Below are 26,874 nucleotides of genomic sequence, written 5' to 3' on the forward strand. Positions count from 1 at the left end.
TCTTAGTTGATGAAATCTATAATTAAAGATATTACATTGGCACCATCTGGTCATGACAAAATTGCATGGGTAAAAAACTTTATGCCTGTACTTCGCCATATCGACGAAGAATATTCCAAAACAAAACCATTTTCAGGTAAACGCATGGTTATGACTATGCATCTTGAAGCAAAAACAGCTTATTTGGCATTAGTATTAAAAAATGCTGGCGCAGAAGTAATTGCAACAGGCAGTAATCCTCTTTCTACACAAGATGATGTAGTAGCAGCTTTAGTAGAAGATGGTATCACTGTATTTGCAAAATACGATTGCACACCAGAAGAATATGATGCTTATATTGATATGGCACTTGCTACAAAACCAGATATGATTATGGATGATGGCGGTGATTTAGTATATCGTATTCACAACCAACACCCAGAACTCATTCCTAATATCATCGGTGGTAGTGAAGAAACAACAACTGGTGTTATTCGCGATAAAGCACTCGCTAATGAAGGAAAATTAAAATTCCCAATGCTCGCAGCAAACGATGCTTATTGCAAATATTTATTTGATAATAGATACGGTACTGGTCAATCCACTTGGGATGGTATCATGCGCACGACTAACCTCGTTGTTGCTGGTAAAACAGTAGTAATCGCAGGTTATGGCTGGTGCGGTAAAGGTGGCGCTATGCGTGCTAAAGGTCTTGGTGCAAACGTAGTAATCACTGAAGTAGACCCAATCAAAGCTATTGAAGCTGTATTTGATGGTTTCCGCGTAATGCCAATGAATGAAGCTGCTAAAATCGGTGATATCTTCCTCACTTTAACTGGTGATGTAAATGTTATCGATGGTGAAGACTTCGCTGTAATGAAAGACGGCGCAGTTTTAGCTAACTCCGGTCATTTTGATGTAGAAATTAACAAAAATGATTTACTTGCTTCTTCCGTATCTCATCGTGTTGTTCGTAAAAACATTGAAGAATACGTACAAAAAGACGGCCGTAAATTATATCTCTTAGCTGAAGGTAGACTTGTAAACCTCGCAGCAGGTGATGGACATCCAGCTGAAATCATGGATTTATCCTTCGCTGTACAATTCTTCTCTGCACTCCATGTTGTAAATCATCATGAAGAACTTGAAAATAAAGTTTACGTTATGCCAGAAGAAATCAATACAGAAATCGCTAAAATTAAATTGAAAGCTTTAGGCGTTTCCATTGATGAACTCACTAAAGAACAATATGATTATTTAAATAAAGCTAACTAAAAATAAATTTAGAAATGCAAGCTTTAGCGCAATATAAGAAAGTTTTTCTATGTATTGCGCTAGGCGCTTTTTTTTAGATTAAATTCTTAAGTAATATATAAATTATTTTTATGAGGAACGATAATGAATATTTTAATTAAAGATGCAAAGGTAATTTTACCAGAAGGCATTGTAAAAGAAGCAAATATTGCTATTAAAGATAATATGATTGTAGCTGTTGGCGAAGTTCCAGAAGGTTTTGTCGCTGATAAAATTATAAATGGTAAAGATAAATTAGCAACAGCAGGTTTTGTCAATGCACATACACATGTTTCCATGACACTTTTGCGCAGTTATGCAGATGATATGCAACTCATGGATTGGTTGGAAAATAAAATTTGGCCGATTGAAGCTAAGATGAAAAAAGAAGACATCTACTGGGGCGCAATGCTTGGTATCGCTGAAATGCTTAAAGGTGGTACTACAACATTTGCTGATATGTATGGTGATATGGAACAAGTAGCACAAGCTTGTATCGATACAGATATCAGAGCTGTGCTTTCTCGTGGCATGATTGGTGCTGCACCAAATGGCATGCAGGCACTTGAAGAAAATAAGGAATTATTCCGTGATTTCAACAATGCTAATAACGGCAAAATCACAGTAATGTTTGGTCCTCATGCACCGTATACTTGCCCACCAGATTTCTTGCGCAAAGTCGTAGCTGTCAGCGAAGAATACAATGCGGAAATTCACATTCATTTAGCTGAAACAAAAGGCGAAGTAGAAAATTGCTTAAAAGATTACGGCAAGACACCGATTGCTTTAATGGAAGAAGTTGGCATTTTAAGCCGTGGCGTATTAGCAGCTCATTGTGTTTATTTAACTGATGAAGATATCGCACTTATGAAAAAATACAATGTACGTGTAGCACACAATCCAGGAAGCAATATGAAACTTGCTAGCGGTGTAGCTCCAGTACCAAAACTTTTAAAAGCAGGCGTTTGCGTAGGTTTAGGCACAGATGGTGCTTCTAGCAATAACAACCTTGATATGCTTGAAGAAATCAATTTAGCTACACTCTTACACAAAGTACACAATTTAGACCCACTTGCTGTACCAGCATTTAAAGGCGTACAGATGGGTACAGAATACGGTGCTAAAGCTGTTGGCTTAAAAGATGTAGGTTTAATTAAAGAAGGATATAAAGCAGATGTTGTATTGTTCGATTTAAATGAACCACAGTGTTATCCACGCCATGATTTGATTTCACTTTTAGCTTATAGCATGAATTCTTCTATGGTAAATACTGTACTCGTTGATGGTAAAGTTGTATTGGAAAATAAACAATTCACAACAATTGATGAAGAAAAAATCAAATATGAAGCAAATCGTTGCACAATGAATTTGTTAAATAGATAAAAGAAAACCTTCGATAATCGGCAAATTAATTATCGAAGGTTTTTTATTATTTGCGAGCAGTTAAAACTTTATCTAAAATAGGTTGAGCATCAGTTGCTATTTGAGGATTAACTTCTGTACTTAATACATTTACGATATCTTGTAATTGTGCAGGGGTTAAGCCTACGTTTAGTCCGCAATTTAAATGAGCTTGAAATTGGCTTTGCGTTCCACTCATGCTAGCAAGAGCAGAAATAGTCGCTATTTCTCTTTGCGTAAAGCTCAATACATCGCGTGCAAATAAATCGCCAAAAAGATGAGTTTTTAAATATTCATCAATAGCTGGAGATAAAGCTGTTAAATCCACTGGTGCGCCAGAAACTTTTGTTTGGACATCTGTGCCCACTTTTAAGATATCCGTATCAGCTGGAATAGGTGTAGCTTCTTTACCCATGACATCATTTATACCATTTGCTTGACGTTCTTCTAAAACTTCATTTACAGCGCTAAGTCCATTTAAAGCGCGAGGAAAACCACAATATGCGTATAAATGAACGATTATTTCTTTTGTTTCATTGACTGTAAGACCGCTATCTAAGCCTTTATTTACAGCTGTTTTTAAATTGGTAATATCACCTGTTGCCATAAAAGAAGCAATAGGTACAATTGCTTTTTCTTTTTCGCTCAGTGAACTATCTTTAGCATTTGCAAAAGATACTCCTGTAGTGCCTAATATGAAGCATACCATGGCAAATAAACAAAGTAATTTTTTCATCGTGAAACACTCCTTTAATGTACTAAAGTTATTTGCTTTTATGCTATCACTTAAAGTCGACTTCAAGTCAAGTTTAAATATGGAACAGATGAGTAAAACAGTATATACTATAATACATAATGCATTTATCAATGAATTTATTGTATTGAAATATTGAATGCAATAAACAGATTAATGTGCAAATAATTTTGAGAGAAGGTTTGTTTTGTATGTTTAACGATTTAAAATTAGGCATCATCGGTTTTGGCAATATGGGCAGTGCTATTGCAACTGGTTTAATTCGCCAAGGAGCACTTAGCGGTAATCAAATTTATGCTTGTGCTAAAAATTGGGATAAACTTTGCAAAAACACTCAAAGCAAAGGTATTAATCCTTGCAAAACAGCTAAAGAAGTTGTAGATAATGTCGATATGGTCATCATCGCTGTAAAACCGTATATGATTGAAGAAGTCATCACACCGATAAAACAGGAATTACAACAAAAAACAGTGATTTCCATAGCGGCAAATTTCCCATTTGCTAAATATGAAGAAATTTTATTGCCAGGTACACACCATTTAAGCACAATACCAAATACACCTGTATCAATTGGCGAAGGTATTTTTATCTGTGAAAATACTAATTCATTGAGCGAAGCAGAATTAAAATTATTCACAGAACTGTTTTCAACTATCTCTGTAGTGCAATTTGTGGATACGAAACAACTTTCTATCGGTGGAACAGTTGCTGGCTGTGGCCCTGCCTTTGCTAGTATGTTCATTGAAGCATTGGCTGATGCCGGTGTAATGCATGGCTTATCCCGTCAAATAGCGTATAGATTGGCAAGTCAAATGGTAGTGGGAACTGGTAAATTGCAATTAGAAACAGGCGCTCATCCTGGTGCTATGAAAGATGTTGTATGTTCTCCAGCTGGCACAACTATTGTCGGCGTTGCTACATTAGAACGCAAAGGCTTTAGAAGTGCTGTAATCGATGCCATTGATGCCATTGAAAGCAAATAATATATTAGAAAATAAAAAAAGGCTGTCATTTCTGACAGCCCCATTTGAGACGGCGTACTTACTATACGCTTAATGCTATTCATCGCACCTCAAATGTAAACAGTGTACCGAGTCTTAATACCTGTAATTAAATTATATAAATGCCTTAGGGAAAAGTCAAGCAAAGATGATTGGGTATATCACGCAATGTATTTTTTTTATATTTATATGAACAAAAAATACGATTGGCAAGAATATCACAGGCTTGTATCATGTAATTTACTTTTGAATCACAATAAGACAGATGTACATTTACTTCACTTTTAAATATTGAATTTTGTATTTTACTGTAATTGTAATTAAAAATACCAAATTGCATTTCTTCTTTTAATGCTTCACGTAAACCGTAAATGCCATCAGTCGTTGCGAATTGTTCATCAATGTAAATATAGATAGAAATATCTTCATAAGGATTTAAAGTATTTGCTTCAATCAATTTGTCAATTTCAGTTTGAATTGCTATTTTTAAAATATAATCTTTATAGCGACAAATAGAATGAGAAGAATAGAGTATTTTATCATACGTTTTAGAAATATCGACAACTAGGGCAATACTATTTTCTTTGCGCAGTACATTGTATAAAGCACGTTTATATTTTGGTCGCAGATTACAAGCTTTGAGTTCACGCGTGGTTTTTAGTGTTTTTTGAATTTGTTTTACTAGATTAGTATAGCGAACTCGCGCGCTATCAATGTCTTTGCGCGAAGTAAATACAAAGCCAGCATAGACAAATTTTCCGATATCATTAGAAATATGCAGTGTGCCTGAATCATCAAAAAAGAAAAAAAGATTTTGCATAGTATGCAAGTCCTTTTATAGATATTGTTGACGACAAACGCTGATTATAGCGATAGCGATAATCCAAAATAAAAATACGAATGAAGCTAGGAAAAATCTTTTTTTTCGCCAAAAGTATTTTCCTGTAAACCAAGCAATCCATGTGATGACAACGGCTAAAACTAGAAATAGGGTACTCATAGAAAATCAACTCATTTCTTAAAAATTCGACGTAATAGATATGATATTATTTCTATCTTATAAAAGAAAAAACCTGCAAATTGTTATATAAATAAAAAAAGCTTATCTGTTTTTAATAGCAGATAAGCTTTTTTACATTCATTCATTTATAATAAAGTAGCATAGAAAGATACAGCAACAACAGTTACGATACCAGCAACAGCAATAGTTAAACTACTGATAGCAGCCTCAATCGGTCCCATTTCAATAGCTTTAGCTGTACCCATGGCATGTGCAGAAGAACCAATAGCAACACCGCGAGCAATCGGTTCATTGATTTTAAATACCTTGCAGACAAATTCTGCTGTCATATTACCGAAAATACCAGTGATGATGATAACAGCAACTGTGATGGTAACTATACCGCCAAGTTCTTCAGAAATACCAATACCTATAGCAGTTGTAATGGATTTTGGCAATATTGTAACGTATTCAGTATGTGAGAAATTAAAGATTATAGACAATGCTAAAATAGAACTCATACTTGTGATTACACCAGATATAATACCTGCCATAATTGCTTTCACGTTCTTTTTAAGTATTTCTAACTGTTCATATAATGGAACGGCTAAGCACATTGTAGCCGGTGTCAATAAATAACCTAAATATTTTGCGCCATTATTGTATTCTTCATAATCGATATCAAAGACAAGTAACACGGCAATGATTAAAACTATGGAAATGAGCAATGGATTAAATATTGCTAATTTTAATTTTGCCTTTATGCGTAAACCAATTTCATAAGCAACTAAACTTAAAATTAATCCAAACAGTGCAGAATTGAATATTAAATCCTGTAACATTATTGAACCTCTTTTCTTCTACTGAAATTGATAACGAATTGAGTGATATGTCCTGAAATAACCATAACGATAACGGTAGACAAGCTGACAACGAGTGTGAGCGGAATAAGCAATGAACGAATTACATCCCATGTATTTAAAAGCCCAACAGCGGCTGGAATAAACATGATAGGCATTGTTTCTAATAAAAATTTGCTAGCGTGTTTTACAGAAATGATAGGAATTATTTTTAATTTTAATAAAGTGAGCATCAATATAAGTCCATAAATACTAGCAGGGATAGGTAACGGAATAAGCTCCTTAACTGTTTCTACGATAAAAGTCAATGTCAAAATAATACCAAATTGTTCAAGCAATCTCATTTAAAGAACCTCTTTCCATCTACAAATTTCTTTGTCAACTAAATCATAGTGTTCATTTACAGCGGTATAGCCTGCAAGTTCATCACGATTAACAATACTTTCAATGATTTGTTTATGTGAATTGACAATTCTTTTCAGTGTTTCTTGATTAGAAAGTTTAAATAAATTATCAATTAAATCTTCGCAAATCACAGAAAGTGCATTCATTATACTAATCATAAGTTTATTGTTAGAAATTCTAAGAATGATATTATGAAATAATTTATCGTAATGACCTTGACGGTGTTTTTGATGCATTTTTTCAACAACTTTTTTTAACAGACGAATATCACGCGGTGTGCATTTATGAAAGATATTGCGAAAGCATTCTAGAGCAATGGCTCGTCTAATTTGATTTATTTCTAGGTAATTAGACTGTTCCAGCAGTAACATAAAATCAACCGTTGCTGAGATATTGCGACTGATTTTATTAGATAGATAATTGCCAGAACCTTGACGGCTCTCAACAAGTCCCATACTGCTCATGATACGAATGGCATCACGAACTGTATTGCGACTCAGTGATAATGTTTCAGATAAATGACGTTCTGTAGGCAATTTATCACCAATATTTAATTCACCTTGAATAATGAGTGCTTTTATGTATTGCAGAACTGCAAAGTATTCTCTGTTTTCCACTTAGACACCTTCTGATTTATATAATTGGTAGTACCAATTATTATACATTTATTTATAACAAAGTCAAGCAATAAAACAAAAAAAGCAATAAGAAAATATCTTATTGCTCTATAAGCTAAAAATCAGCTTCTTTATTTAAGGTAAATTTATTTTTATTATAATCGATTAGTCCATCTTTATGCATGCGTGAAAGTTCTGCTGACATGGCACTTCTATCTACAGATAAAAAATCAGCTAGTTCTTGGCGGTTAAAAGGGATAGTGAAATTATGACTATTTTGTTTAATGGCTTCAGTGGATAAATAAGATAAAATTTTATCACGTGTAGTTTTTTGTGTTAAATGCTCAATTTTAGTCGTCAGCATGATATTTTTTTGTGCCATTAACTTCAACATATTTTTAATTATCTTTGTATGAAAATTGCAAGCAAATTGGCATGGTGAAGTTATTTTTTCGTAATTGATGAACATGATTTTTGATTTTTCAGCAGCTACTACGCTAAAAATATTGTACTGTGTTTTAGCACAAGCAAATGCTTCGCCGAATAGTTCACCTGTTTTTAATGTAGTTAAGATACTGCGATTACCCCAATAGTCTTCTTTGATAATATTAATTCTGCCCTCTAAAACGATGCCTACATCTAATAGCGTGTGTGAAGCTTTAACGATGTATTCATTTTTATTGTAAGTTTTGATATTAGCAAGTAAACAGCCTAACATCTTTTCAATATCTCTTTTATCTACATCTGCAAATAACGCTGATTTTTGTAATATATCCAAATAATTTTGCATAAAAATCCCTCATCAATATAATTTTATTGTAAAGATAATATAATTATATTATAAACTATTTATTTGATAAAAAACCATTTAAGTATATTTTCTAAATCATTCTGTATGTTCAGTTGATAATACGTAGTTTATGCGTTAAAATAAATAATAAAGTAAATGGTAAAGGAGCGACTTAAATGTTTGAAGGCGATTTTCATCAATTTAAAAATTTAATTGTAAAAGTAACTTGTTTTGATGGCAGAGAATATACAGGAGTAGCAACATCTTTTAGAGACCACGATGATACTTCTTTGCCGGGTTCTGATTGTATTTGTTTTTATGAAAGCAATACAAATCGTCGTGCTGATTTCTTCCGTGCAGAAATAAAAGACATCACAATTGTTTGTCCTACTAAACAGTTTGTGGAAAAAGTTGACGGCGCAGCTTAATTTTTATAAATACTAAAACCTCCAATTAATTTTGTTAATTTGGAGGTTTTTTCATCTAACGAGGTAATTTATTATGCAAAATTTAGGTTATTATAATGGTAAATATGATTTAATTGAAAATATGATGATACCAATGACTGACCGCGTGCATTGGTTTGGTGATGGCGTTTATGATGCTACTTGTGCGAGAAATTATCAAATAATGGAACTTAAAGCACATATCGACAGATTTTTTAACAGTGCTAAAGCTTTAAATATAAATCTCGGTTTTGATAAAGAGTATTTAGCTGATTTATTGCAAGAATTAGTGCATAAATTAGATGAAGGCGATTTATTCGTATATTGGCAAGTTACACGCGGTGGAAATGGATTTAGAAGCCATAGCTATGATAGCGAGGTAAAAGCAAATCTTTGGATTACGATAACACCAGAAAAAGTGACTAAAATAGATAAAAAATTTAAACTTACAATGATGGAGGATAAACGCTATCAGTATTGCAATATAAAGACATTGAATTTAATTCCAAGTGTATTAGCTGCTCAATTTGCTAAAGAAAAAAATTGTGATGAAACTGTATTTCATCGTGGAAATATCGTAACGGAATGTGCTCATAGCAATATCCATATCTTAAAAGATGGAAAGTTAATCACTCATCCTGCTGATGAATATATTTTACCAGGGATTGCTCGTGCTAATTTAATAAAAGTATGCCATGCTTTAAATATTGAAGTGGAAGAAAGACCTTTCACGCTGGAAGAACTATTTGCAGCTGATGAAATCATCGTCAGCAGTTCAGGTGATTTATGTAACAGTGCATATGAATTAGATGGTAAAGCTATCGGTGGCAAAGATGAAAAAACTCTTAGTAAAATTCAAAAATATATCGCTGATAAATGGCTTAAAGACTAAAAATAATAATTAATTTAAAAATTCAGAGCAAAAATTTTAATATTCGATATATTGACATTGAGAATTATTATCAGTATAATAGACTCGTTAATTTCATTAGAGAGTCTTGGAACTCCATAGAATATGTTATTTAATAAATTATATCTATTATAAATATATTTAGGTATAGATTTTAATAGCATTTCTATGGAGTTTTTTGTTCTAAGATTAATGATAATAATTATTATTTTATATAAAAGGAGTGTCTATATTGGATTTTGTACTTAGTGCATTAGAAATATTTCATCATGGCGGTTGGGTAATGTATCCGTTACTAGCTTGTTCTATCATAGTCGTGGCTATTGGCGTAGAGCGTTTTATGTATTATCGCCGCACTTGCACTGCAAATATGACAGTATCGCAAAAAGTCTTAGCACTAGCTAAAGAAAAAAAATGGCAAGATATAGAGAATTTCTGCTCAACTCGCCGTTGTTTTATCAGTGATGTGTTGATGAATGGCTTAAGATATCGCAGCTGTCCAATATCCATGAAGGAAAGTTTTGAAGAGATTATCTCTGTGCGAGCTAATGGATTAAAGCGCAATTTAAATTATTTGGATACGATTGTTACCATGGCACCGTTACTCGGTCTTTTAGGCACAGTTATCGGCATGATTGGTTCATTTAAAGTATTAGATGTTTCAGGCGATAATCCAGCACTTATAACTGGAGGTGTAGGTGAAGCACTAATTGCTACGGCAACAGGCTTATGTGTAGCAGTATTAGCTTTAGTTGTGCACAGCTATTTTAGTAACCGTTTAGATGGGATTTTAACTGATGTGGAAAATGTTTGTACGCTTTTAATCAATAAATCAAGAGGTAAAGATGAATGAATATAAGAAGTAATCGCGTGGCTCGCCAACCGCGTTTAATGATAATTCCCATGATAGATATCATTTTCTTCTTAATGGTATTTTTCTTATTCAGTACATTGCAAATGGTATATCAAAAATCCATGCCTGTAAATTTACCCGTAGCATCACAAAATCAACAAGAAGTGCCTAAACCTATAGCGATAACTATAACAACAGATGGAACGATTAGCATTGGCGATACAGTAGTGGAAATCGAAGAAGTGCAATCTCGCGTAGAACAATTAGCCGATAAATCAGAAACGCCAGTCATTTTACGAGCTGATGAAAATGTAGAGCATGGCAAAGTCATTGCGGTTATGGATGAAGTAAAAAAAGCTGGTGTCACTAAATTGGCAATTGCTACAGAAGAAAAGAAATAAGGATTTTTAGTGATGAAGAGAAAGCATATTTGGAAAAAAGCATTTTCACTATCGTTTGCTTTTCATATCGTCGTTATAGTAACCGTAGGGAGCATGGTGGCGGGATTTCATCAGGAAATTCAGCGGCCGGAGGAACAACTCATTACCGTAAACCTTGCCGATACGCCGGAAGAAATCGCCAAAGCGCAGGAAAGTGCTTCGCCGCTCAGTTCGTTAAAGGAAATGCTTCAGCCTCAGTCTGGTTCGGAAAACAATACGGTAAAAGAAAATACGGCAAAGCCGCAAAAAGATATTTCGCCGGAAAGTGCGGACGATAAAGCACCTTCAAATCAAAACAGTGAACCGATAAACAGTTCCGGTCAATTATCATCACCGGACGGCATTTTGCCAAACAGCGGCGGCAGCGGTACGGGAGATGTTTTATCGGAAAACGGCGGAGACGGCGAAGCAGGTGAAAATGCGGGAGAAGGTACGGGCGGCAGTGAAGGTTATAGTGAAGGCGGCAGCACGGACGGCGGCGAAGGCACGGGCAGCGGCAGTGCGACAGAGGACAGATATTCCGTTGCCAGCAGGTTTGCTCAGGCGGTGGAGTCCAATAAATCGTATCCGTATGCGGCGGTGCGTCTCGGTCAGCAGGGCGTGGTTACAGTTAATGTAACACTTGATGCGGACGGAAATCTCGTGAGCGCCAGCGTCGTATCGAGTGCCGGCGGCAATCTCGATAAAGCCGCACTCAATGCTGTATATGCTTCCTGTCCGTTTCCGCACGGTTTGAACGACAGCATTAATATGGATGTACCTGTACATTTTTATTTAAATTGATGTTTATAAGATGTTTATAAACAGGAAATTCAACGTAATGGAAAATATAGAAGAAAAGAGATGTTGATAATGCAGAATATTGTTTTTAAAACGGAAATGAACGGCACGGATTTTGCTGATGAGGATACGGAGCTTACCCGAAAAGAAATAAAAAAACTGCCGGAAGTCAGATGTAAAGTGTGCAACCGGCTGCTTTTTCTGGGAAAGGTTCAGTATGTGGAAATTAAATGCCCAAAATGCAATAAAATCCAGAAAGTGGGCAGACGGATTAATGATATCTGCATAAAAGATGATTTTAGAGGTGAATAAATGAACAGCACGCTGAGAAAATTGATTTTTATAGTAATATGCCTGCTTGCCGTCGGCGGAGCGGTGCTGGCATTCCGTCAGGACGAGGGCGCAAAAATGCAGGAAAACGAGATGAGAACGGTAACGGACAGTACCGACAGAAAAGTGGAAATTCCGGCTCATCCGAAAAGAGTGGTACTGCTCAATGCTTCACATCTTGATTTATATTATTATGCCGGCGGGAAGGATACCATAGTCGGCAAGCCGACTTCCGAGGCTTTGGCGGATGAAGTGAAAAAAGGCACGGAAAATGTGTCGGAAGTGGGAGTAATTCATAATCCGAGCGTGGAAACGATATTGAATTTGCAGCCGGATTTGGTAATCGGTATCAATGTGCCGTTTCATCAGCAGTTGATACCGACTTTGGAGAAGGCGAATATTCCCGTGCTGATAAAATCGCTCGATACGTATGAAGACGTTCTCGATACGCTGAAATTTTACGGTGAACTTACGGGAAAAGAAGAGACGGCACAGGCGAAGATAGACGAAGTGAAAGCGGGATACGAGCAGGCGATTGCTAAAACCGAAGGGAAAAATCCGCCGAAATCGCTGATGATTTGGGGCACGCTGGACAGTTTCAGCATGGCGACGAGCAAATCATTTGCCGGTAATCTGATTTACAGACTGGGCGGCAATAACATTGCGGATAATATAAACTCGGCGGCAAAGGACAACAGCGGTTTCGTTCCGCTCAGCATGGAGTATATCGCTACGCAAAATCCGGAAGTTATCTTTATCGTAACGCACGGCGACCCTGGTGCGGTTAAAACGGAGCTGGATAATACGCTGGGCGAAAATCCGTTATGGCAGGATGTGGCGGCAGTGAAAAACGGCAGGGTTTATGTGCTCCCGTATCAGCTTTTTGCCGTAAATCCGGGAACGAGAATTGCCGAGGCTTTGAATATTCTGGCAGACGATATGTATGAAAAAGAATAATTAATAATTTAATAATAAGGAGGCTTAAAATGGGAGACCCTCGCTCCCGAAAACGCAGTATAGTAATGTTTTCGGGAATTGCAGTGCTTATTGTGAGTTTGTTTACAGCGATGGTGTGCGGAACGGCAAATACCGGTTTTGCCGATTTGTATAATGTTTTCGTAAATCCGCAGAATACGGAAAGTTACCGCATTCTGTATCATATCCGCATACCGCGTGTTTTGACGTGCATGTTTGCCGGTATCAATCTGGCGATTGCAGGATGTATTTTGCAGGGCGTGCTGAAAAATCCGCTGGCGGACCCGGGCATAATCGGCGTATCGGCAGGGGCGGGACTTGCCGCAATGATTGTCATGATTATTTTTCCGCAGTATACGGCGATTGTGCCGATTGTAGCATTTATCGGGGCGATGGCGGCGACAATGATTTTATTCGTGCTGGCATGGGAAAACGGTATTCAGCCGCTCAAGCTTATTCTGGCAGGCGTTGCCGTATCGGCATTTTTTGCCGGAGGCATGACATGTCTTATGGTGTTTTTCTCCGATAAAATTCAGGGCACGGTGAACTGGATGGCGGGCGGATTTTCAGGTGCTTCGTGGAAGCACGTTACCATGATTTTACCGTATACGGTCATTGGGCTTTTGGGGACAACGGTCGGCTGCCGCTATCTGAACGCTCTGCAACTGGGAGATGATGTGGCAAAATCTCTGGGAACGCGCGTGGAAACGGCACGTTTTCTGCTGGTAACGCTGGCGGCTCTTTTGGCCGCTTCGGCGGTCAGTGTGGCGGGCATGCTCACATTCGTAGGGCTTATCGTGCCGCATATGATGCGTCTTGTAGTCGGTTCGGATTTTAATTATCTATTGCCGAGTTCGGCGGTTTTCGGCGGTATTCTGCTCATAATTGCCGATACGGTGGCGAGAACGGCATTTGAACCGATTGAAGTACCCGTCGGTGTATTCATGTCCTTTATCGGTGCGCCGTTTTTCCTTTATTTACTGAAAAGGGGAATGCAGAAAAGATGATATTACAGGCAGATAAATTAACACTTCAGTACGGTTCGCGCATTATAGCGGATGAGCTTGATTTCAATGTGGATAAATCGGAAATCATTTCCATAATAGGTCCGAACGGTTCGGGTAAATCGACTTTTTTGAAATCATTAGGCAGATTACTAAAGCCAACGCGCGGTACTGTTTTATTAGAAGGCAAAGATATCCAAACGATGAATTCAAATGAGATAGCTCGCAAGATGTCTATATTGCCACAATCTTCCATAGCACCGCCAGACATGACTGTATACGATTTAGTCTGTTATGGCAGAATGCCCCATCAGGGAATATTTGCTACACCGAGCGATGAAGATAAAACGAAGATAGAAGAAGCGCTATCTGAAACTAATACTTCTGATATGCGCTACCGTAGACTCGATACATTATCTGGCGGAGAACGCCAACGCGCTTGGCTAGCTATGGCGATTGCGCAAAATCCAGAAATTTTATTATTAGATGAACCTACAACTTATTTAGATATAAAACATCAACTTGATTTGATGAATTTAGTTTATAAATTGCACCGAACGAAAAAAATCACTGTGATTATGGTCTTGCACGATTTAAACCATGCTGCGCGTTTCAGTAATCGTCTTGTAGCGGTGAAAAAAGGCAGGATTTTTGCTGATGGCAATGTAGCAGAGGTATTTACGGAAAAAATTCTGTGCGATTTATACGATGTAAAGACGAGCGTGATGACTTTAAGACAAGGCGGCAAAGACTATCCGGTCTGCTTCCCGTATGACATAAGACAGGGAGAGAAGCAATAATGCAGATTTTGAGCCTGAATGAAGTCAGTAAAAAAATTCAGCAGAAGGATATTTTGAAGAATATCTCTTTTGCTGTGAACGAAGGTGAGATTTTAGGTCTTTTAGGGCCGAACGGCGCCGGAAAAACAACGCTCATGCAGATAATTTCCGGTCTTATGCTGCCATCTTCCGGCAAAGTTCGGATTTTGGGCACGGATGCGGTGCAGTATCGGCAGAAAGTAAAAAACTTAATCGGTTTTGTCATGCAGGACAATAATATGGAACGGGAATTCACCGTGAAAGAGGCGTTATTATCATATGCCAAGCTGTATAAAGTAAAAGAGGCAAAATTCGCTGTGGAAAAAATGATTGAGCGATTTGGTATGCGAAAGTGGCAAAATCGCCGCATTGACAGATTATCCGGCGGTATGGCGCGTAAAGCAATGATTGCACGCGCGCTGCTTGCTGAACCGAAACTGCTTTTACTGGATGAACCGAGTGTAGGGCTTGACCCGGATGTGCGTCTGGATATCTGGCGGGAAATAGAAAAATTGCGCTGTCAGGGAATAGGTATAATAATCACGACACATTACATGGAAGAAGCAGAAAGACTTTGCGACCGGATAGCCATATTAAAAGAGGGAAAACTCATGGCGGTGGATACTGCCGTGAATTTAAAGCATATTATGGCAAAAGACAATAGTGAGGATTTAACTTTGGAAAAAGTTTTTCTGCGCTTTATCGGCAGGGAGGCATTTTGATGGACTGGCTGGCTGTATACAGCAGGGAACTTCTGCTGTTGCAAAAGAAAATGGGAAAGCTCGGCTATATTTTTTCAACAGTCATGTTTCCGCTCATATATTTATTTGCCTTCGGGCTGGGTATCGGCTCGGTAATGCAGATTGACGGCGGTTATCTGCCTTTTCTGGCGAAAGGAATGCTTTCGATTACGGTAATGATGAATGCTTTTCAGCAAACGGCTCTGTCCGTCAGTGTCGGCAGATTTTATTTTAAAACGTTTCAAACTTTGCTGTTGAGCCCTGTTTCGGCAGTACAGATAATAATTGGCATTGTGCTTGCCGGAGTAACGCGCGGTTTTATTGCCGGAGGCATAATTTATATGATTGCCATGCTGTTTTTTGACGTACCAATGCTGAGCTTGGCGGGAATAATCGGCATACTGCTTTCTGCCGTTTGCTTCGGCCTGCTCGGTATAGCTATCGGTTTATGGATAAAAAATCCCGATGCACTGTCTTCCGTAATGAATTTCATCATAATGCCAATGACTTTTTTCTGCGGAACATTTTTTCCGCTTAATAACTTGCCGCCGTTGTTACAAACGATAGTAAGTGTACTGCCGCTTACATTGGCGAATAATCTGCTTAGAAGCGAAAGTTTCAGCACAGATATTTTAATTGATATAGTGATATTGACCATTATCACGGCAACTTTATTTATTTGGGGAACATATAAGTTAAAAAATTACCATGAGTAAGATATATGTTCATTTTTCTTTTGAAAGGTCAAAAGAAAAATGAACCAAAAATCACCTAAAGGTATAACATGCTCTAATTACTAAAGTAATAAGAGCATGTAAAAAAAAACCTTTTTAACGTTTTGCTATCGCTGCACTGGGCAAGCCTTCGCGGTCTTTCTCTAAAAATAGGCGGAACAACAGTTCGAAACGTTTGGAATTTGGCTCGTGTCTTCTAATTCCAGATGAAAACCAATTTGAGCTGTTGATACTTTAATTCGCTAATCATGCTGAATTTTTGTCTGCGTTGGAGATTTTCACGGTAGCTTTAGCTATTAAGAAAATAGTTTTTTAGTTCTGTTTTTAGTTCAAATGTTTGAGCGTAAGCGAGTTTTTGAACGTTAGAAATAAAAAACTATTTTCTTAAAGTGAAAATCTCTTAGCAGTGCACGAATTAAGGCATTTCTTTTTGGGTACTTTTTCTTTGGGCAACAAAGAAAAAGTACCTGGTGCAATTATATTGCACCAAACCAATAATGAAATATTGCGTTATAATATAAATAAGAAATATATCTTAAAAAGGAGATAACATATGAAATCTTTAGTTGTTTATTCCAGCTTGACCGGCAATACGAAAATGGTGGGAGAGGCTATTGCGGAGGTTTTAGCGCCGGAGTGTGATATTTTCCCCGTGGAGGATAATCCCGATTATAGCGATTATGATTTAGTTGTTGTCGGTTACTGGGTGGATAAAGGTACGGCTGACAAAAAAGCCTCTGCATATTTGAAGTCGATTAAAAACAGCAAGGTTGCCGTTTTTGCCACGCTAGGTGCGGAACCGGAAACGGAACATGCGCAAAAAAGTCTGCAAAACGGTATAGATATGCTGGATAGTTCCAATGAGCTTATGGGCAAATTCATCTGTCAAGGCAAAATTGACCCGAAGCTGTTGGAAGTCATGCGCAAAATGTTCGGCACGAAGGTATCAAAAGAAAATTTTCATGCCGTAGATGAAAAACGTCTGGAACGCCACCGCAGAGCCAGCACTCATCCCGATGCACAGGATTTAGCCAATGCGAAAGCCGTATTTGCACAGATTAAGGCTGCAATGGAATTAAATAAAAATGGGAGAAATGAATGAGCAAAACAGTACAGGATATTTTAAATGAACTGCCGCCGGATAAATACAGGGAGCTTTTGGGCGTAAAATCCGCTAATCCCTTGAATGAAGCTTTTGAAAAAAGACGTCCCGACCACCCGAGTGCCGGCGGCAGTATGATACTTCCGCCGCTGCATCAGAAGACATGGCAAAACCAGATGAATGCACAAGGCTCGGTGCAGCATAAAAAGGCGGCGTATATTCATATTCCGTTTTGTGAAAAACTTTGCATATACTGCGGATTTTTTCAGAACTTTTCCAATGAAGATAGAGAAACGATGTATGTAGACAGACTCATAAAACAGCTGGAAATGGCAAAAGAATACCGTTATGTACAGGAAAGTTTAATCCACAGCGTATTTTTCGGCGGCGGAACGCCGAGCACTTTGTCGCCGTATAACGCGGATAGACTTTTAAAAGCCGTGAATGAATGCCTGCCGCTTGCCAATGACTGTGAAATTACGATGGAAGCGCGCGTGCATGATTTAGTCGATGAAAAACTGCAAACATGGTTTGCCCGCGGTGTAAACCGTATTTCCGTCGGCGTGCAGTCGTTTGATACGCAAATCCGCCAATGCTTAGGCAGAGTCGACCCGAAAGAAGTCGTTATTGAGAATTTGCAAAGGGCGGCAAGCTATAATCAGGCCGTTATTATCGTCGATTTAATCTATGGGCTGCCGTATCAGACGGTGGAAAAATTCGTGGATGATTTGAAAATTATTGATGATTTGCCGATTGACGGCATGGATTTATACCAGCTCAATGTGTTTGAAAAGAGCCTGCTGAAAAAATCGCTTGATACGGGCAAACTGCCGCCGGTGGCAACGAGCGCAGAGCAGGCAGAATATTTAAAAACGGCTGCGGAATTTCTGGAAGAAGCGAATTACAAGCGGCTCAGCGTCTGCCACTGGGCAAAGTCCAACCGCGAGCGCAGTCTGTACAACACGCTTGCCAAAACGGATGCCGACGTAATCCCGTTCGGTTCCGGCGCAGGCGGTTTTGTCGGTGATATTTCCGTATACATGCAGCGCGATTTGAAAAAGTACATGGACAGCATTGATAAAGGCAAAGTGCCGATAATGTTCATGCTCAGGGCGCCGGAGCTTGCCAGTCTGTACAAGGATATTCAGGACCAGACGGAAAGCTGCGGCGTAAATCTCACCAAATTGGCGAAAAAATACAATAAAGAGCTAATGCAGCTGGAAACGGTGCTCGATATCTGGACGGAGCACGGTTTATTCACGAAAAAAGGCCATATGTACAGGATGACCATTGCCGGGCAGTACTGGCAAAAGAACATTACGCAGAGTTTAATTGAAATAACAAAGAAATTTTTAAATGCGAAGACATCGATTAATGAATGGCTGACCGAAAAAACCATGAATACATTTAAAAAGAAAATCGAAAATTAATCATGCTTGAAATAAATTCCGATTAGGAGATTTTGGCGGCAGTTTTATTTTTTTAGTCAAAATCTCCATCGGTTTATAAATTAAAATTGCTATTATTATTGGATTGTAAGGAAAGCTTTACTCGTTTTTAATGAGAATGACTATTATTAAATATAAGGAGATTTATGATGAGTATTGCAAAGAAAAAATCTGCACTGTTAACTTTATCTATTTTATTGAGCTTATCTGCACCTACATATGCCGCTGAAAGCAGCACTAATGCAGATACGGTAAAAACACCGGATGTAGTCGTAACGGCTACGCGCACGCAGGAAGAAGTAAAGGCTGTGCCGCAAACGGTGGAGGTAATTACGCAAGAAGATATTGAAAAACTCGGAGCAACGGATGTTTATTCCGCTTTGCGTCTTGCTTCAAATGTAGATTTATCTAAAGCTGGTATGACCGGACACAGTACAATGATACGCGGTATGAGCACCAACCATACATTAATATTAATTGATGGAAAACGTCAGGCAGGTGAAGATACAAGTGTAACTACGAATGTATATGCTTTAGATCGTTTGAATTTAGCTAATATTGAACGTATTGAAATTGTACGCGGTCCTGCTTCTGTTATGTACGGTTCGGATGCTATGGGCGGTGTAATCAATATTATTACGAAAAAATCGGAAAAGCCTTCATTTACAGTAGGAGCTTCGACGGGAACGGATTCTATAAATAATTATTACCATTTTGATTTTGGTAAACAAGGAAAGTTCAGTTCAACCTTTGATGCACGCTTTACTGATATACGTAAAAATGTAGCTGACGGAGCAGAAAATAGTAACTACTATGGTCCAGTACAGAATTTTAATTTCAGCGGAACGTATGATTTAGGCGATAGCAAACAACTTGATTTAACCCTCGGCTATTATAATGAACATACTAAAGCTGATTATGGCGATTCCATTTTATCTGGTACAATGTATTCCAATAAAGATAAAAAAGAATGGTATGATTTTACCCGTTATGATTACAGCTTAGGATACAGCGGCAAAACAGATAGCGGCGACTACATGATTAGAACGTTCTATAGCAGATTGGATAAAGAAAATAATTTATATAATAATCGTGCAAGTTTTCCCGGAATGATGGAAAATATTTTAGGAAAAATTTATCCAAAATATGATTGGGATAAATCAACCTATACTATGTGGGGTATTGAAGGTAAAAATACACAGCAGATAAGTGATAAGCATATGCTTACCTACGGTGGCGAATACATCACAAACAGTGTAGAAGGCACTCGCATGGGAGATGGCGGAGATAATATACACAGTGTAACGCAAACAGGTAATGGAATAAATGTTAATAAAAATTATTCAGAAAAAGATATTGATACGTATGCAGGATATATTCAGGATGAATGGATGCCGAATGAAAAATGGCTGATTATACCGGCAGTACGTTATGACCATCATAGTTCTTTCGGTGGTGAAGTAACTCCGAAAATTGGTATTACCTATTTTGTTGATGATAACAGTCGTATTAAAGCTAACTGGGGTAAAGGTTTTAAAGCTCCTACAATCAGTGAATTATATATGAATATGCACCGTGCTATGGGTGTAGCTACGGTTGATGTGTACGGAAATCCAGATTTACAGCCAGAAGAATCCAATTCATGGGATATCGGTTATGAATTTGAATTTGGTAAAAATAATAATAGTTGGGGTAAAGTAACATATTTTAATAATGATGTAACCAATTTGATAACAGCCGTTGAATATCAAACACCGGAAGAAGAAGCAGCTGGTATCTACAAATCACAGTATGAAAATATCGATAAAGCGAAAATCGATGGCGTTGAATTGGAATTAGGTCATAAATTCAATGATAATTGGAGCATAAAAGCAACAAGCAACTGGCTGGATGCTAAAAATGAAAAAACAGGTGCACGATTGACACAGCGTGCTAAAAATATCACTACATTACAATTGAATTATGATGATAATGACCCGTATGGATATAGTGCCGTTCTTTGGAATCAGTGGGTAAACGATTATCTATATAGTGATGAAAATTACACATATAACACATTAAATCTTGCTGTTAATAAAAAATTTGGTGAAGGCTGCAGAGTTTATGCCGGCGTAGATAACATTTTTGACAAAAAAGTTAATGCAATTACTGTAGACGGCATGGTATGGCGTCTTGGTGCGGAATGGACATTCTGATTTAAAATAAAAAATAAAGCGGCAGGCAAAACGGCTTGTCGCTTTATTAATAAGGAGAGAATTATTTGAAGAAATTTATGCGAATGCTCGTCTGCGGCAGTCTACTGCTGACCGGTTGTCTAGGCGCTGTAAGCTTTGCGCAGGAAAAACCGGCTGAAGTAAAATATTATTATGATGATAATGAAATTTCTTCGGCGCAGGCTGTAAAGATAGCCGGTGATTATGATGTGGTATTTTTCGATGAATATCATGACCAAAGTTCAATTCATCAGGCGGAATTAGAATTTTTTACAGAGTTTTATAGACAAAATCCTAAAATGATATTATCCATGGAAATGTTTGAACGCGATGTTCAGCCTACTGTTAACGATTATTTAAACGGTGCATTTTCACTAGAAGAATTTTTAAATTCTAGTAGGCCGTGGGATAATTATTTGACAGATTATAAGCCACTCGTTGAATTTGCTAAAGAAAATGGTATTTCTGTATTAGCTTCAAACATTCCACGCCGAATGGCAGCACAATATGCCAAAACAGGAGATTTTTCTTTGATAAATGATGAAGATAAGAAGTATTTACCGCAAAAACATCTCGTTGAATACGAGGCATATTACAACAAATTTAAACAGTATATGTTGCAAGAACAAGCTGGTAAACCGATGAAGATGACACCTGAGCGAATTGAATTATTTTATAAAGCACAATGCTTAAAAGATGATACCATGGCGGAAAGTATAGTCGAATTTTCAAAAGCACATGAGAATACAAAAGTTCTTCATGTGCAAGGTGCTTTCCATGGTGATGAACATTTAGGTGTTGTAGAAAAAGCAAATAAATTACATCCAGCATTGAAAACCATAGTCATAACACCTGTAGAAGCTAAAGATTATGAACAAGTTAAAAATAACTATGGAAAAGATACAATACTGTTGACTTTTGTTCGCAAATAAAATATTAAACTCATCTACAATTAAAAATTTCTTATAAACAAAAAGGTATCTATCCATTAATTCAGATAGATACCTTTTGTTATTTAACTTGAGAAGTAGCTGTATTCAATAGTGTTTCCATTGTATGCCAGCTTAAAGTAGCACATTTGACACGAGCTGGCATCTTAGAGATATTTTTAAAAGTCAATGCTTCATCTAGTGGAGCGAGTTCATTTTCATCTGTAATCGTACCTTGAATCATGCCGATAAATAATCGACAAAGTTCTTTTGCTTCATCTATCGTACTGCCTATCATTAAATCAATCATGATATCAGTGGAAGCCTGAGAAACGGCACAACCAATTCCTTCAAAGGAAGCATTTTCAATGATATCGCCGTCTAATTTCAGCGAAAGTGTGATTTCATCACCGCAAGTTGGATTTATTCCGTGCTGGTGAAAATCAGCATCTTTCAACTCGTACTTATTAGAAGGATGCATATTGTGCTGTGTCAAAATTTCATTGTATAAATTAATCATTATAACCCATCCATTTCCTTACTTGTTTAATCTGTTCGATAAATTTATACACATCTTCTTTTGTATTATAAAAATAAAAACTGATGCGATTAGTTGAAGGAGTTTTCAAGAATTTTAAGAGCGGTTGCGCGCAATGATGACCAGCTCGAAGGGCTATATTGCCGTGATAATCGACGAGTGAGGAAACATCATGTGGGTGAACGCCTTCAATATTAAAGCTCAAAACACCATAGCGCAAAGCTGGGTTTTTAGGGCCGTAAATAGTAACATATGGTATTTTGGCAAGTTCTGTATAAGCTAAATCAATCAATTCTTTTTCTTGTGCTTCAATTTTATCAAAACCTACATTGTTTAAATAATCGATAGCCGCTTTTAAACCGATAGCACCTGATACGTTCGGCGTGCCTGCTTCAAATTTTTCTGGCAATGGTGCAAATGTAGCATCTTGTTCAGTTACCATATCAATCATTTCTCCACCGCGCAAAAATGGTGGCATTTCTTCAAGTAAGCTTTTTTTGCCGTATAAAACACCGATACCCATAGGAGCGAGCATTTTATGACCAGAAAAAGCGTAAAAATCACAATCAAGTTTTTGTACATCAGTAGCTAAATGCGGTGCGCCTTGTGCTCCATCGACAACTACAATAGCGCCGACAGCATGAGCGCGTTTTATTATTTTTTCCAGTGGAGTTTTTACGCCTAATACATTGGAAACTTGCGTTATAGAAACTATTTTTGTCTTTTCAGTAATCTTAGAAAGAATTTCTTCATCAGAAATATTGCCTTCTACATCTGTGTACATGTATTTTAATGTAGCTTTTTTAGCTTTAGCCACCATTTGCCATGGCAAAATATTGCTGTGATGTTCTAAAATGGAAATCACAATTTCATCATTTTCTTGAATTTTATTCATACCATATGAATATGCTATGAGATTTAAAGACTCCGTAGTATTGCGTGTGAAAATGATTTCACAACTTTCTTTAGCATTGATGAATTTTGCTACACTTTGGCGAGCTTTCTCGTAGGCTTCAGTAGCTTTAACGCTCAAAGAATATAAACCGCGTAAAGGATTGGCATTTTCAGCAATATAATAATCGCGCACTGCATTTATAACAGCTTGCGGTTTTTGTGTAGTCGCGCCATTATCAAGGTAAACAACGGGATTATTTATATCGTTCAATATCGGAAAATCTTGACGAAACATTAAAATGCCTCCTTTTGGTAATTTAAAATATATTGATGTAATTTATCTGGTAAATCATTACAAAGTAATTGAATTTTAGAATTGATTTGCATTTGACGAATTTGCTCTTCATTAAGACCGCGCGTATGCAAATAAAATAATTGTGCTTCATCCATTTCGCCGATAGAAGCAGAGTGATTGCCCTCGATATCGTCTTCACTGCAGAGAATTAACGGAATGGATTTATTTTGAATATCTTCATCTAGCAATAATACATTTTCACTTTCATTGCCGACTGAACCCTTGCAACCTTGTTTAAAATCAAGTGTGCCTCGCATTATTTTTTTCGCATTGTGCATTAAAATGCCATTAGCTGTTATTTCAATATCATTTTTCTTTCCATAAATATTAGCAACGTAATTTATATCAACGTTTTGATTTTGCTTTAAGATATAATCAAGGTTTAATTTTACTTTAGTATTATTCTGGATTAAATCGGCATTTACACCCAACCAATTTTTTTCACTGCCTAAAGCAATTTGTTTTATAGAAATTTTCGCTGTATCATCACTGCAAATACCTACATCATCAAAATTTGTAAAATCTTTGCCGAGTGTTTGCAACTGAATTACATTGATTTTAGTATTTTCTTCTGCAAAAATCTTTAAACTGCTAGCGTGAAAACCTTGCGATTTATACGGTGCATTATAGACGAAAATAAGTGTTGCCTCAGAATTTTTCTTCGCATGAATATAATCATCATGGATGAAAGTATCACCGTCATTTAATGTATAAATAAAACTGATAGGTTCAGTAATTTTAGCATTTTCTTGTATTATAATAGTCTTCTGCGCTAAAGCATGGGCTTTCACAAAATCATTCGCATTTGCGCCCATACCCGTGTTTATTTGCGGAAAATTAAGTGGCAAATGATTATCAAGCTGTATTTCATCAGATAAATTTAATATCTGCGGTTTTATATCTACAAAATTACCTATATTCTCACAAGAAATAGTGCTGTCATTTAATTTGAGCCAACGCCAAGTAGGAACAGGTAATTTATTTACATTTTGTATAGTTATCGTATTTTCCATATCAGCCAATAGCTCCTTCCATTTCTAATTGAATTAAATGATTCATTTCTACAGCATATTCCACTGGTAATTCTTTGGATACAGGATTAGCAAAACCATTGACAATCATAGCGCGTGCCGCAGCTTCACTCATACCTCTGCTCATCAGATAAAATATCGCTTGGTCACTGATGCGCCCGATTTTAGCTTCATGACCAACGCTGGCTTTGTTTGTGCGAATGTCCATGGCTGGTATCGTATCAGAGCGGGAAATATTATCCAGCATCAACGATTGACAAGAAACGAGTGCTTTACTGCCTGTAGCATTTTTAGAAACGACTACAGAACTGCGGAAAGTGCTTGCTCCGCCATCTTTAGAAATTGATTTCGTGTTAATCAATGAAGATGTATTTTTAGCGTTGTGCACCATTTTTGCACCAGTATCAAGATTTTGACCTTTACCGGCAAATGTTATGCCTGTAAATTCAGCTTTAGCATTTTCGCCAGCTAAAATTGTCATTGGATACAGATAAGAAATATGAGAACCAAACGAGCCGGAAATCCATTCCATTGTGCCGTTTTTGCCGACTTTAGCGCGTTTTGTATTGAGGTTATACATATTTTTTGACCAATTTTCAATCGTAGAATATCTAAGTTTTGCATCATCTGCTACAAAAAGTTCTACACAGCCTGCATGCAGATTTGCTACATTGTATTTAGGAGCAGAACAACCTTCGATAAAGTGCAAATCTGCACCTTTATCAACAATGATTAAAGTATGTTCAAATTGTCCAGCACCTGCCGCATTTAAACGAAAATATGACTGAAGCGGAATATCTACTTTTACGCCAGGCGGTACATACACAAATGAACCACCAGACCAAACAGCACCGTGCAAAGCTGCAAATTTATGGTCACGCGGTGTGACGAGCTTCATAAAATGCTCTTTAATCATCGGTTCATATGGCTCTTTTAATGCCGTTTCGATATCAGTGTAAACTACGCCGAGTTTTGCCACTTCTTCTTTTAAATTGTGATAAACAACTTCTGAATCGTATTGTGCGCCAACACCTGCAAGAGATTTTTGTTCCGCTTGCGGAATGCCCAATTTTTCAAATGTATCTTTTATATCTTCCGGAACATCATTCCATTTGCCTTGCATGGAAGTATTCGGTTTTACATACGTTACAATATTGTCGATATTTAGCCCATCAATAGATGGTCCCCACGGTGGAACATCTAAATCATGATAAGTTTCAAGACAACGCAGGCGGAAATCTCTCATCCATTGCGGTTCATCTTTTTTGGCAGAAATCTCTTCGATGATTTCAGGCGTTAAACCTTTATTTATGCGATAAGAATCTTTTTCTTCATTTCTGAAATCGTAGCGATTTTCTACTTGCATAGCAGCTTCATTAATATATTGATTTTGTTTATTCATATTCAATCTCCTTGTCTGCTATTTATAAATGGTTCATAGCCCTGTTCATTAATCAATTTAATCAACGAAGCATCACCCGTTTTTATAATAGTTCCATTTACAATGATATGGACATAATCTATATCTAAATACTGTAAAATTTTGCTATTATGCGTGATTATGAGCAATGAATGATTATCTTCTTTTTGAAATGCTTCGATACCTTGAGAAACGGTTTTTACAGCATCAACATCAAGTCCAGAGTCAGTTTCATCTAAGATAGCGAATTTAGGCTGTAGCATTAATAATTGAAGCATTTCAATTTTTTTGCGTTCACCGCCAGAAAAACCTACATTTAACTCACGATTAATCCAATTAGGGTTGATATTTAAAGTCTTAATCGCTTCATTCATCTTAGCACGAAAATCTTTAAAGCGTATTTTCTGTGTGGAATTTGCTTCCATTGCAGTGCGAATGAATTGGGAAATAGATATACCCGGTATTTCAATTGGGCTTTGGAATGACATGAACATTCCTTTTTTAGCGCGTTCATCAGTGCGAAGCGCTGTAATATCTTCATCTTCCCAAACAATTGAACCCTTATTCACTGTGTATTGAGGATTGCCCAAAATCACATTGCCAAGAGTGGATTTTCCTGCTCCATTTGGTCCCATCAATACATGAGTTTCACCGGAATTTATTTTTAAATTTAAATCGCGCAAGATTGTTTTATCATCTGCGCTAGTTGTTAAATTATTTATCGTTAAAAGTGTGTTGTTCATAATCTTTTCCTTTCATTAAACCTACCCAAATAATAGGTTTAAAATATATAAAAATATACGTTAATTCTAAT

General features: G+C 37.1%; 30 protein-coding genes. 18 read left to right on the top strand and 12 right to left on the bottom strand.

Annotated elements, in window-relative coordinates; all coding sequences use genetic code 11:
- The first annotated feature begins 9 nt into the window (after positions 1–9).
- Positions 10–1,254: an adenosylhomocysteinase gene (locus CKV65_RS02055; RefSeq protein WP_027889244.1), complete on the top strand. Its 1,245-nt coding sequence runs from the start codon at positions 10–12 to the stop codon at positions 1,252–1,254.
- A 123-nt stretch (positions 1,255–1,377) separates the two neighbouring features.
- Positions 1,378–2,655: an amidohydrolase gene (locus tag CKV65_RS02060; protein WP_027889245.1), complete on the top strand. Its 1,278-nt coding sequence runs from the start codon at positions 1,378–1,380 to the stop codon at positions 2,653–2,655.
- 46 nt (positions 2,656–2,701) lie between these two features.
- Here the strand turns inward: CKV65_RS02060 and CKV65_RS02065 are convergent, their stop codons facing one another.
- Entirely contained in the window at positions 2,702–3,409 is a 708-nt protein-coding gene (locus tag CKV65_RS02065; protein ID WP_027889246.1) for a carboxymuconolactone decarboxylase family protein, read from the bottom strand.
- Positions 3,410–3,618: 209 nt separating this feature from the next.
- Here CKV65_RS02065 and proC point away from each other — a divergent pair, with 209 nt between their 5' ends.
- Complete coding sequence (gene proC, locus CKV65_RS02075) at positions 3,619–4,410, top strand: pyrroline-5-carboxylate reductase (protein WP_027889248.1); 792 nt, start codon at positions 3,619–3,621, stop codon at positions 4,408–4,410.
- Between the two features lie 145 nt (positions 4,411–4,555).
- Here the strand turns inward: proC and CKV65_RS02080 are convergent, their stop codons facing one another.
- The 6 genes from CKV65_RS02080 to CKV65_RS02100 all read right to left on the bottom strand — a co-directional run bounded on the left by CKV65_RS02080 (position 4,556) and on the right by CKV65_RS02100 (position 8,100).
- Positions 4,556–5,248, bottom strand: coding sequence for a DUF3800 domain-containing protein (locus CKV65_RS02080; protein ID WP_027889249.1), 693 nt, complete (start codon positions 5,246–5,248; stop codon positions 4,556–4,558).
- 15 nt (positions 5,249–5,263) lie between these two features.
- Complete coding sequence (locus CKV65_RS10755; protein WP_155909532.1) at positions 5,264–5,428, bottom strand: hypothetical protein; 165 nt, start codon at positions 5,426–5,428, stop codon at positions 5,264–5,266.
- Positions 5,429–5,574: 146 nt separating this feature from the next.
- Positions 5,575–6,270: an LrgB family protein gene (locus CKV65_RS02085; protein ID WP_027889250.1), complete on the bottom strand. Its 696-nt coding sequence runs from the start codon at positions 6,268–6,270 to the stop codon at positions 5,575–5,577.
- Positions 6,270–6,632: a CidA/LrgA family protein gene (locus CKV65_RS02090; RefSeq protein WP_027889251.1), complete on the bottom strand. Its 363-nt coding sequence runs from the start codon at positions 6,630–6,632 to the stop codon at positions 6,270–6,272. Before CKV65_RS02090 ends, CKV65_RS02085 begins: the two co-directional genes overlap by 1 nt.
- Positions 6,633–7,310, bottom strand: a complete 678-nt coding sequence (locus CKV65_RS02095) for a FadR/GntR family transcriptional regulator (RefSeq protein WP_027889252.1) — start codon at positions 7,308–7,310, stop codon at positions 6,633–6,635.
- Positions 7,311–7,425: 115 nt separating this feature from the next.
- Entirely contained in the window at positions 7,426–8,100 is a 675-nt protein-coding gene (locus tag CKV65_RS02100; protein WP_027889253.1) for a Crp/Fnr family transcriptional regulator, read from the bottom strand.
- Between the two features lie 176 nt (positions 8,101–8,276).
- Between CKV65_RS02100 and CKV65_RS02105 the strand changes: the two genes are divergently transcribed.
- The 15 genes from CKV65_RS02105 (at position 8,277) to CKV65_RS02175 (ending at position 21,825) form a co-directional block, all read left to right on the top strand.
- The gene (locus CKV65_RS02105; protein ID WP_027889254.1) at positions 8,277–8,528 is read left to right on the top strand and encodes a hypothetical protein; all 252 of its coding nucleotides are present in this window, start codon (positions 8,277–8,279) and stop codon (positions 8,526–8,528) included.
- 73 nt (positions 8,529–8,601) lie between these two features.
- Positions 8,602–9,438 carry an aminotransferase class IV gene (locus CKV65_RS02110; protein ID WP_027889255.1) on the top strand — a complete coding sequence of 279 codons (837 nt, stop codon included), beginning with the start codon at positions 8,602–8,604 and terminating at the stop codon, positions 9,436–9,438.
- A gap of 241 nt (positions 9,439–9,679) precedes the next feature.
- The gene (locus CKV65_RS02115) at positions 9,680–10,309 is read left to right on the top strand and encodes a MotA/TolQ/ExbB proton channel family protein (protein ID WP_422730533.1); all 630 of its coding nucleotides are present in this window, start codon (positions 9,680–9,682) and stop codon (positions 10,307–10,309) included.
- On the top strand, positions 10,306–10,710 hold the full coding sequence (locus tag CKV65_RS02120; RefSeq protein WP_027889257.1) for an ExbD/TolR family protein: 405 nt from the start codon (positions 10,306–10,308) through the stop codon (positions 10,708–10,710). The genes CKV65_RS02115 and CKV65_RS02120 overlap by 4 nt, the downstream gene beginning before the upstream one ends.
- 12 nt (positions 10,711–10,722) lie before the next feature.
- Positions 10,723–11,532, top strand: coding sequence for an energy transducer TonB (locus CKV65_RS02125; protein ID WP_036254226.1), 810 nt, complete (start codon positions 10,723–10,725; stop codon positions 11,530–11,532).
- A 69-nt stretch (positions 11,533–11,601) separates the two neighbouring features.
- Positions 11,602–11,841 carry a Com family DNA-binding transcriptional regulator gene (locus CKV65_RS02130; RefSeq protein ID WP_036254230.1) on the top strand — a complete coding sequence of 80 codons (240 nt, stop codon included), beginning with the start codon at positions 11,602–11,604 and terminating at the stop codon, positions 11,839–11,841.
- Complete coding sequence (locus CKV65_RS02135) at positions 11,842–12,816, top strand: ABC transporter substrate-binding protein (RefSeq protein WP_027889259.1); 975 nt, start codon at positions 11,842–11,844, stop codon at positions 12,814–12,816.
- Positions 12,817–12,881: 65 nt separating this feature from the next.
- Positions 12,882–13,841, top strand: a complete 960-nt coding sequence (locus tag CKV65_RS02140; RefSeq protein ID WP_231922696.1) for a FecCD family ABC transporter permease — start codon at positions 12,882–12,884, stop codon at positions 13,839–13,841.
- The gene (locus tag CKV65_RS02145; protein WP_027889261.1) at positions 13,838–14,638 is read left to right on the top strand and encodes an ABC transporter ATP-binding protein; all 801 of its coding nucleotides are present in this window, start codon (positions 13,838–13,840) and stop codon (positions 14,636–14,638) included. Before CKV65_RS02140 ends, CKV65_RS02145 begins: the two co-directional genes overlap by 4 nt.
- Positions 14,638–15,378: an ABC transporter ATP-binding protein gene (locus CKV65_RS02150; RefSeq protein ID WP_027889262.1), complete on the top strand. Its 741-nt coding sequence runs from the start codon at positions 14,638–14,640 to the stop codon at positions 15,376–15,378. Before CKV65_RS02145 ends, CKV65_RS02150 begins: the two co-directional genes overlap by 1 nt.
- Positions 15,378–16,112, top strand: a complete 735-nt coding sequence (locus CKV65_RS02155) for an ABC transporter permease (RefSeq protein WP_036254236.1) — start codon at positions 15,378–15,380, stop codon at positions 16,110–16,112. Before CKV65_RS02150 ends, CKV65_RS02155 begins: the two co-directional genes overlap by 1 nt.
- Before the next feature lie 571 nt (positions 16,113–16,683).
- A complete protein-coding gene (locus tag CKV65_RS02160) occupies positions 16,684–17,232 on the top strand; it encodes a flavodoxin family protein (protein ID WP_027889264.1) in 549 nt (182 codons plus the stop codon).
- Positions 17,229–18,662, top strand: a complete 1,434-nt coding sequence (hutW, locus tag CKV65_RS02165; RefSeq protein ID WP_051177546.1) for a heme anaerobic degradation radical SAM methyltransferase ChuW/HutW — start codon at positions 17,229–17,231, stop codon at positions 18,660–18,662. The genes CKV65_RS02160 and hutW overlap by 4 nt, the downstream gene beginning before the upstream one ends.
- 167 nt (positions 18,663–18,829) lie before the next feature.
- Positions 18,830–20,875, top strand: a complete 2,046-nt coding sequence (locus CKV65_RS02170) for a TonB-dependent receptor plug domain-containing protein (protein ID WP_027889265.1) — start codon at positions 18,830–18,832, stop codon at positions 20,873–20,875.
- 65 nt (positions 20,876–20,940) lie between these two features.
- Positions 20,941–21,825: a ChaN family lipoprotein gene (locus tag CKV65_RS02175; protein WP_027889266.1), complete on the top strand. Its 885-nt coding sequence runs from the start codon at positions 20,941–20,943 to the stop codon at positions 21,823–21,825.
- Positions 21,826–21,904: 79 nt separating this feature from the next.
- On the opposite strand, the gene sufU is transcribed toward CKV65_RS02175, so the two are convergent.
- From sufU to sufC, 5 genes are read right to left on the bottom strand one after another with little or no spacing between them, the layout of a single operon-like run.
- Positions 21,905–22,342, bottom strand: coding sequence for a Fe-S cluster assembly sulfur transfer protein SufU (gene sufU / locus CKV65_RS02180; RefSeq protein ID WP_027889267.1), 438 nt, complete (start codon positions 22,340–22,342; stop codon positions 21,905–21,907).
- Positions 22,335–23,549: a cysteine desulfurase gene (locus CKV65_RS02185; RefSeq protein ID WP_027889268.1), complete on the bottom strand. Its 1,215-nt coding sequence runs from the start codon at positions 23,547–23,549 to the stop codon at positions 22,335–22,337. Before CKV65_RS02185 ends, sufU begins: the two co-directional genes overlap by 8 nt.
- Positions 23,549–24,622, bottom strand: a complete 1,074-nt coding sequence (locus CKV65_RS02190; protein ID WP_027889269.1) for a SufB/SufD family protein — start codon at positions 24,620–24,622, stop codon at positions 23,549–23,551. Before CKV65_RS02190 ends, CKV65_RS02185 begins: the two co-directional genes overlap by 1 nt.
- Before the next feature lies 1 nt (position 24,623).
- The gene (sufB, locus tag CKV65_RS02195) at positions 24,624–26,042 is read right to left on the bottom strand and encodes a Fe-S cluster assembly protein SufB (protein ID WP_051177551.1); all 1,419 of its coding nucleotides are present in this window, start codon (positions 26,040–26,042) and stop codon (positions 24,624–24,626) included.
- A gap of 2 nt (positions 26,043–26,044) precedes the next feature.
- Entirely contained in the window at positions 26,045–26,803 is a 759-nt protein-coding gene (gene sufC / locus CKV65_RS02200) for a Fe-S cluster assembly ATPase SufC (RefSeq protein ID WP_027889271.1), read from the bottom strand.
- Positions 26,804–26,874: the final 71 nt, after the last annotated feature.

Source organism: Megamonas hypermegale (genome assembly GCF_900187035.1).
Lineage (GTDB): Bacteria > Bacillota > Negativicutes > Selenomonadales > Selenomonadaceae > Megamonas > Megamonas hypermegale.

Excerpts from the sequence above, each read along its gene's own strand:
- CKV65_RS02155 (WP_036254236.1), top strand. The coding sequence starts at position 15,378 with ATGGACTGGCTGGCTGTATACAGCAGGGAACTTCTGCTGTTGCAAAAG.
- CKV65_RS02110 (WP_027889255.1), top strand. The coding sequence starts at position 8,602 with ATGCAAAATTTAGGTTATTATAATGGTAAATATGATTTAATTGAAAAT.
- CKV65_RS02120 (WP_027889257.1), top strand. The coding sequence starts at position 10,306 with ATGAATATAAGAAGTAATCGCGTGGCTCGCCAACCGCGTTTAATGATA.
- CKV65_RS02170 (WP_027889265.1), top strand. The coding sequence starts at position 18,830 with ATGAGTATTGCAAAGAAAAAATCTGCACTGTTAACTTTATCTATTTTA.
- CKV65_RS02090 (WP_027889251.1), bottom strand. The coding sequence starts at position 6,632 with ATGAGATTGCTTGAACAATTTGGTATTATTTTGACATTGACTTTTATC.
- CKV65_RS02100 (WP_027889253.1), bottom strand. The coding sequence starts at position 8,100 with ATGCAAAATTATTTGGATATATTACAAAAATCAGCGTTATTTGCAGAT.
- CKV65_RS02160 (WP_027889264.1), top strand. The coding sequence starts at position 16,684 with ATGAAATCTTTAGTTGTTTATTCCAGCTTGACCGGCAATACGAAAATG.
- CKV65_RS02130 (WP_036254230.1), top strand. The coding sequence starts at position 11,602 with ATGCAGAATATTGTTTTTAAAACGGAAATGAACGGCACGGATTTTGCT.
- sufC (WP_027889271.1), bottom strand. The coding sequence starts at position 26,803 with ATGAACAACACACTTTTAACGATAAATAATTTAACAACTAGCGCAGAT.
- hutW (WP_051177546.1), top strand. The coding sequence starts at position 17,229 with ATGAGCAAAACAGTACAGGATATTTTAAATGAACTGCCGCCGGATAAA.
- CKV65_RS02085 (WP_027889250.1), bottom strand. The coding sequence starts at position 6,270 with ATGTTACAGGATTTAATATTCAATTCTGCACTGTTTGGATTAATTTTA.
- CKV65_RS02185 (WP_027889268.1), bottom strand. The coding sequence starts at position 23,549 with ATGTTTCGTCAAGATTTTCCGATATTGAACGATATAAATAATCCCGTT.
- CKV65_RS02135 (WP_027889259.1), top strand. The coding sequence starts at position 11,842 with ATGAACAGCACGCTGAGAAAATTGATTTTTATAGTAATATGCCTGCTT.
- CKV65_RS02140 (WP_231922696.1), top strand. The coding sequence starts at position 12,882 with ATGTTTTCGGGAATTGCAGTGCTTATTGTGAGTTTGTTTACAGCGATG.
- CKV65_RS02125 (WP_036254226.1), top strand. The coding sequence starts at position 10,723 with ATGAAGAGAAAGCATATTTGGAAAAAAGCATTTTCACTATCGTTTGCT.
- CKV65_RS02080 (WP_027889249.1), bottom strand. The coding sequence starts at position 5,248 with ATGCAAAATCTTTTTTTCTTTTTTGATGATTCAGGCACACTGCATATT.
- CKV65_RS02145 (WP_027889261.1), top strand. The coding sequence starts at position 13,838 with ATGATATTACAGGCAGATAAATTAACACTTCAGTACGGTTCGCGCATT.
- CKV65_RS10755 (WP_155909532.1), bottom strand. The coding sequence starts at position 5,428 with ATGAGTACCCTATTTCTAGTTTTAGCCGTTGTCATCACATGGATTGCT.
- CKV65_RS02055 (WP_027889244.1), top strand. The coding sequence starts at position 10 with ATGAAATCTATAATTAAAGATATTACATTGGCACCATCTGGTCATGAC.
- sufU (WP_027889267.1), bottom strand. The coding sequence starts at position 22,342 with ATGATTAATTTATACAATGAAATTTTGACACAGCACAATATGCATCCT.
- CKV65_RS02065 (WP_027889246.1), bottom strand. The coding sequence starts at position 3,409 with ATGAAAAAATTACTTTGTTTATTTGCCATGGTATGCTTCATATTAGGC.
- CKV65_RS02105 (WP_027889254.1), top strand. The coding sequence starts at position 8,277 with ATGTTTGAAGGCGATTTTCATCAATTTAAAAATTTAATTGTAAAAGTA.
- CKV65_RS02060 (WP_027889245.1), top strand. The coding sequence starts at position 1,378 with ATGAATATTTTAATTAAAGATGCAAAGGTAATTTTACCAGAAGGCATT.
- sufB (WP_051177551.1), bottom strand. The coding sequence starts at position 26,042 with ATGAATAAACAAAATCAATATATTAATGAAGCTGCTATGCAAGTAGAA.
- CKV65_RS02190 (WP_027889269.1), bottom strand. The coding sequence starts at position 24,622 with ATGGAAAATACGATAACTATACAAAATGTAAATAAATTACCTGTTCCT.
- CKV65_RS02150 (WP_027889262.1), top strand. The coding sequence starts at position 14,638 with ATGCAGATTTTGAGCCTGAATGAAGTCAGTAAAAAAATTCAGCAGAAG.
- proC (WP_027889248.1), top strand. The coding sequence starts at position 3,619 with ATGTTTAACGATTTAAAATTAGGCATCATCGGTTTTGGCAATATGGGC.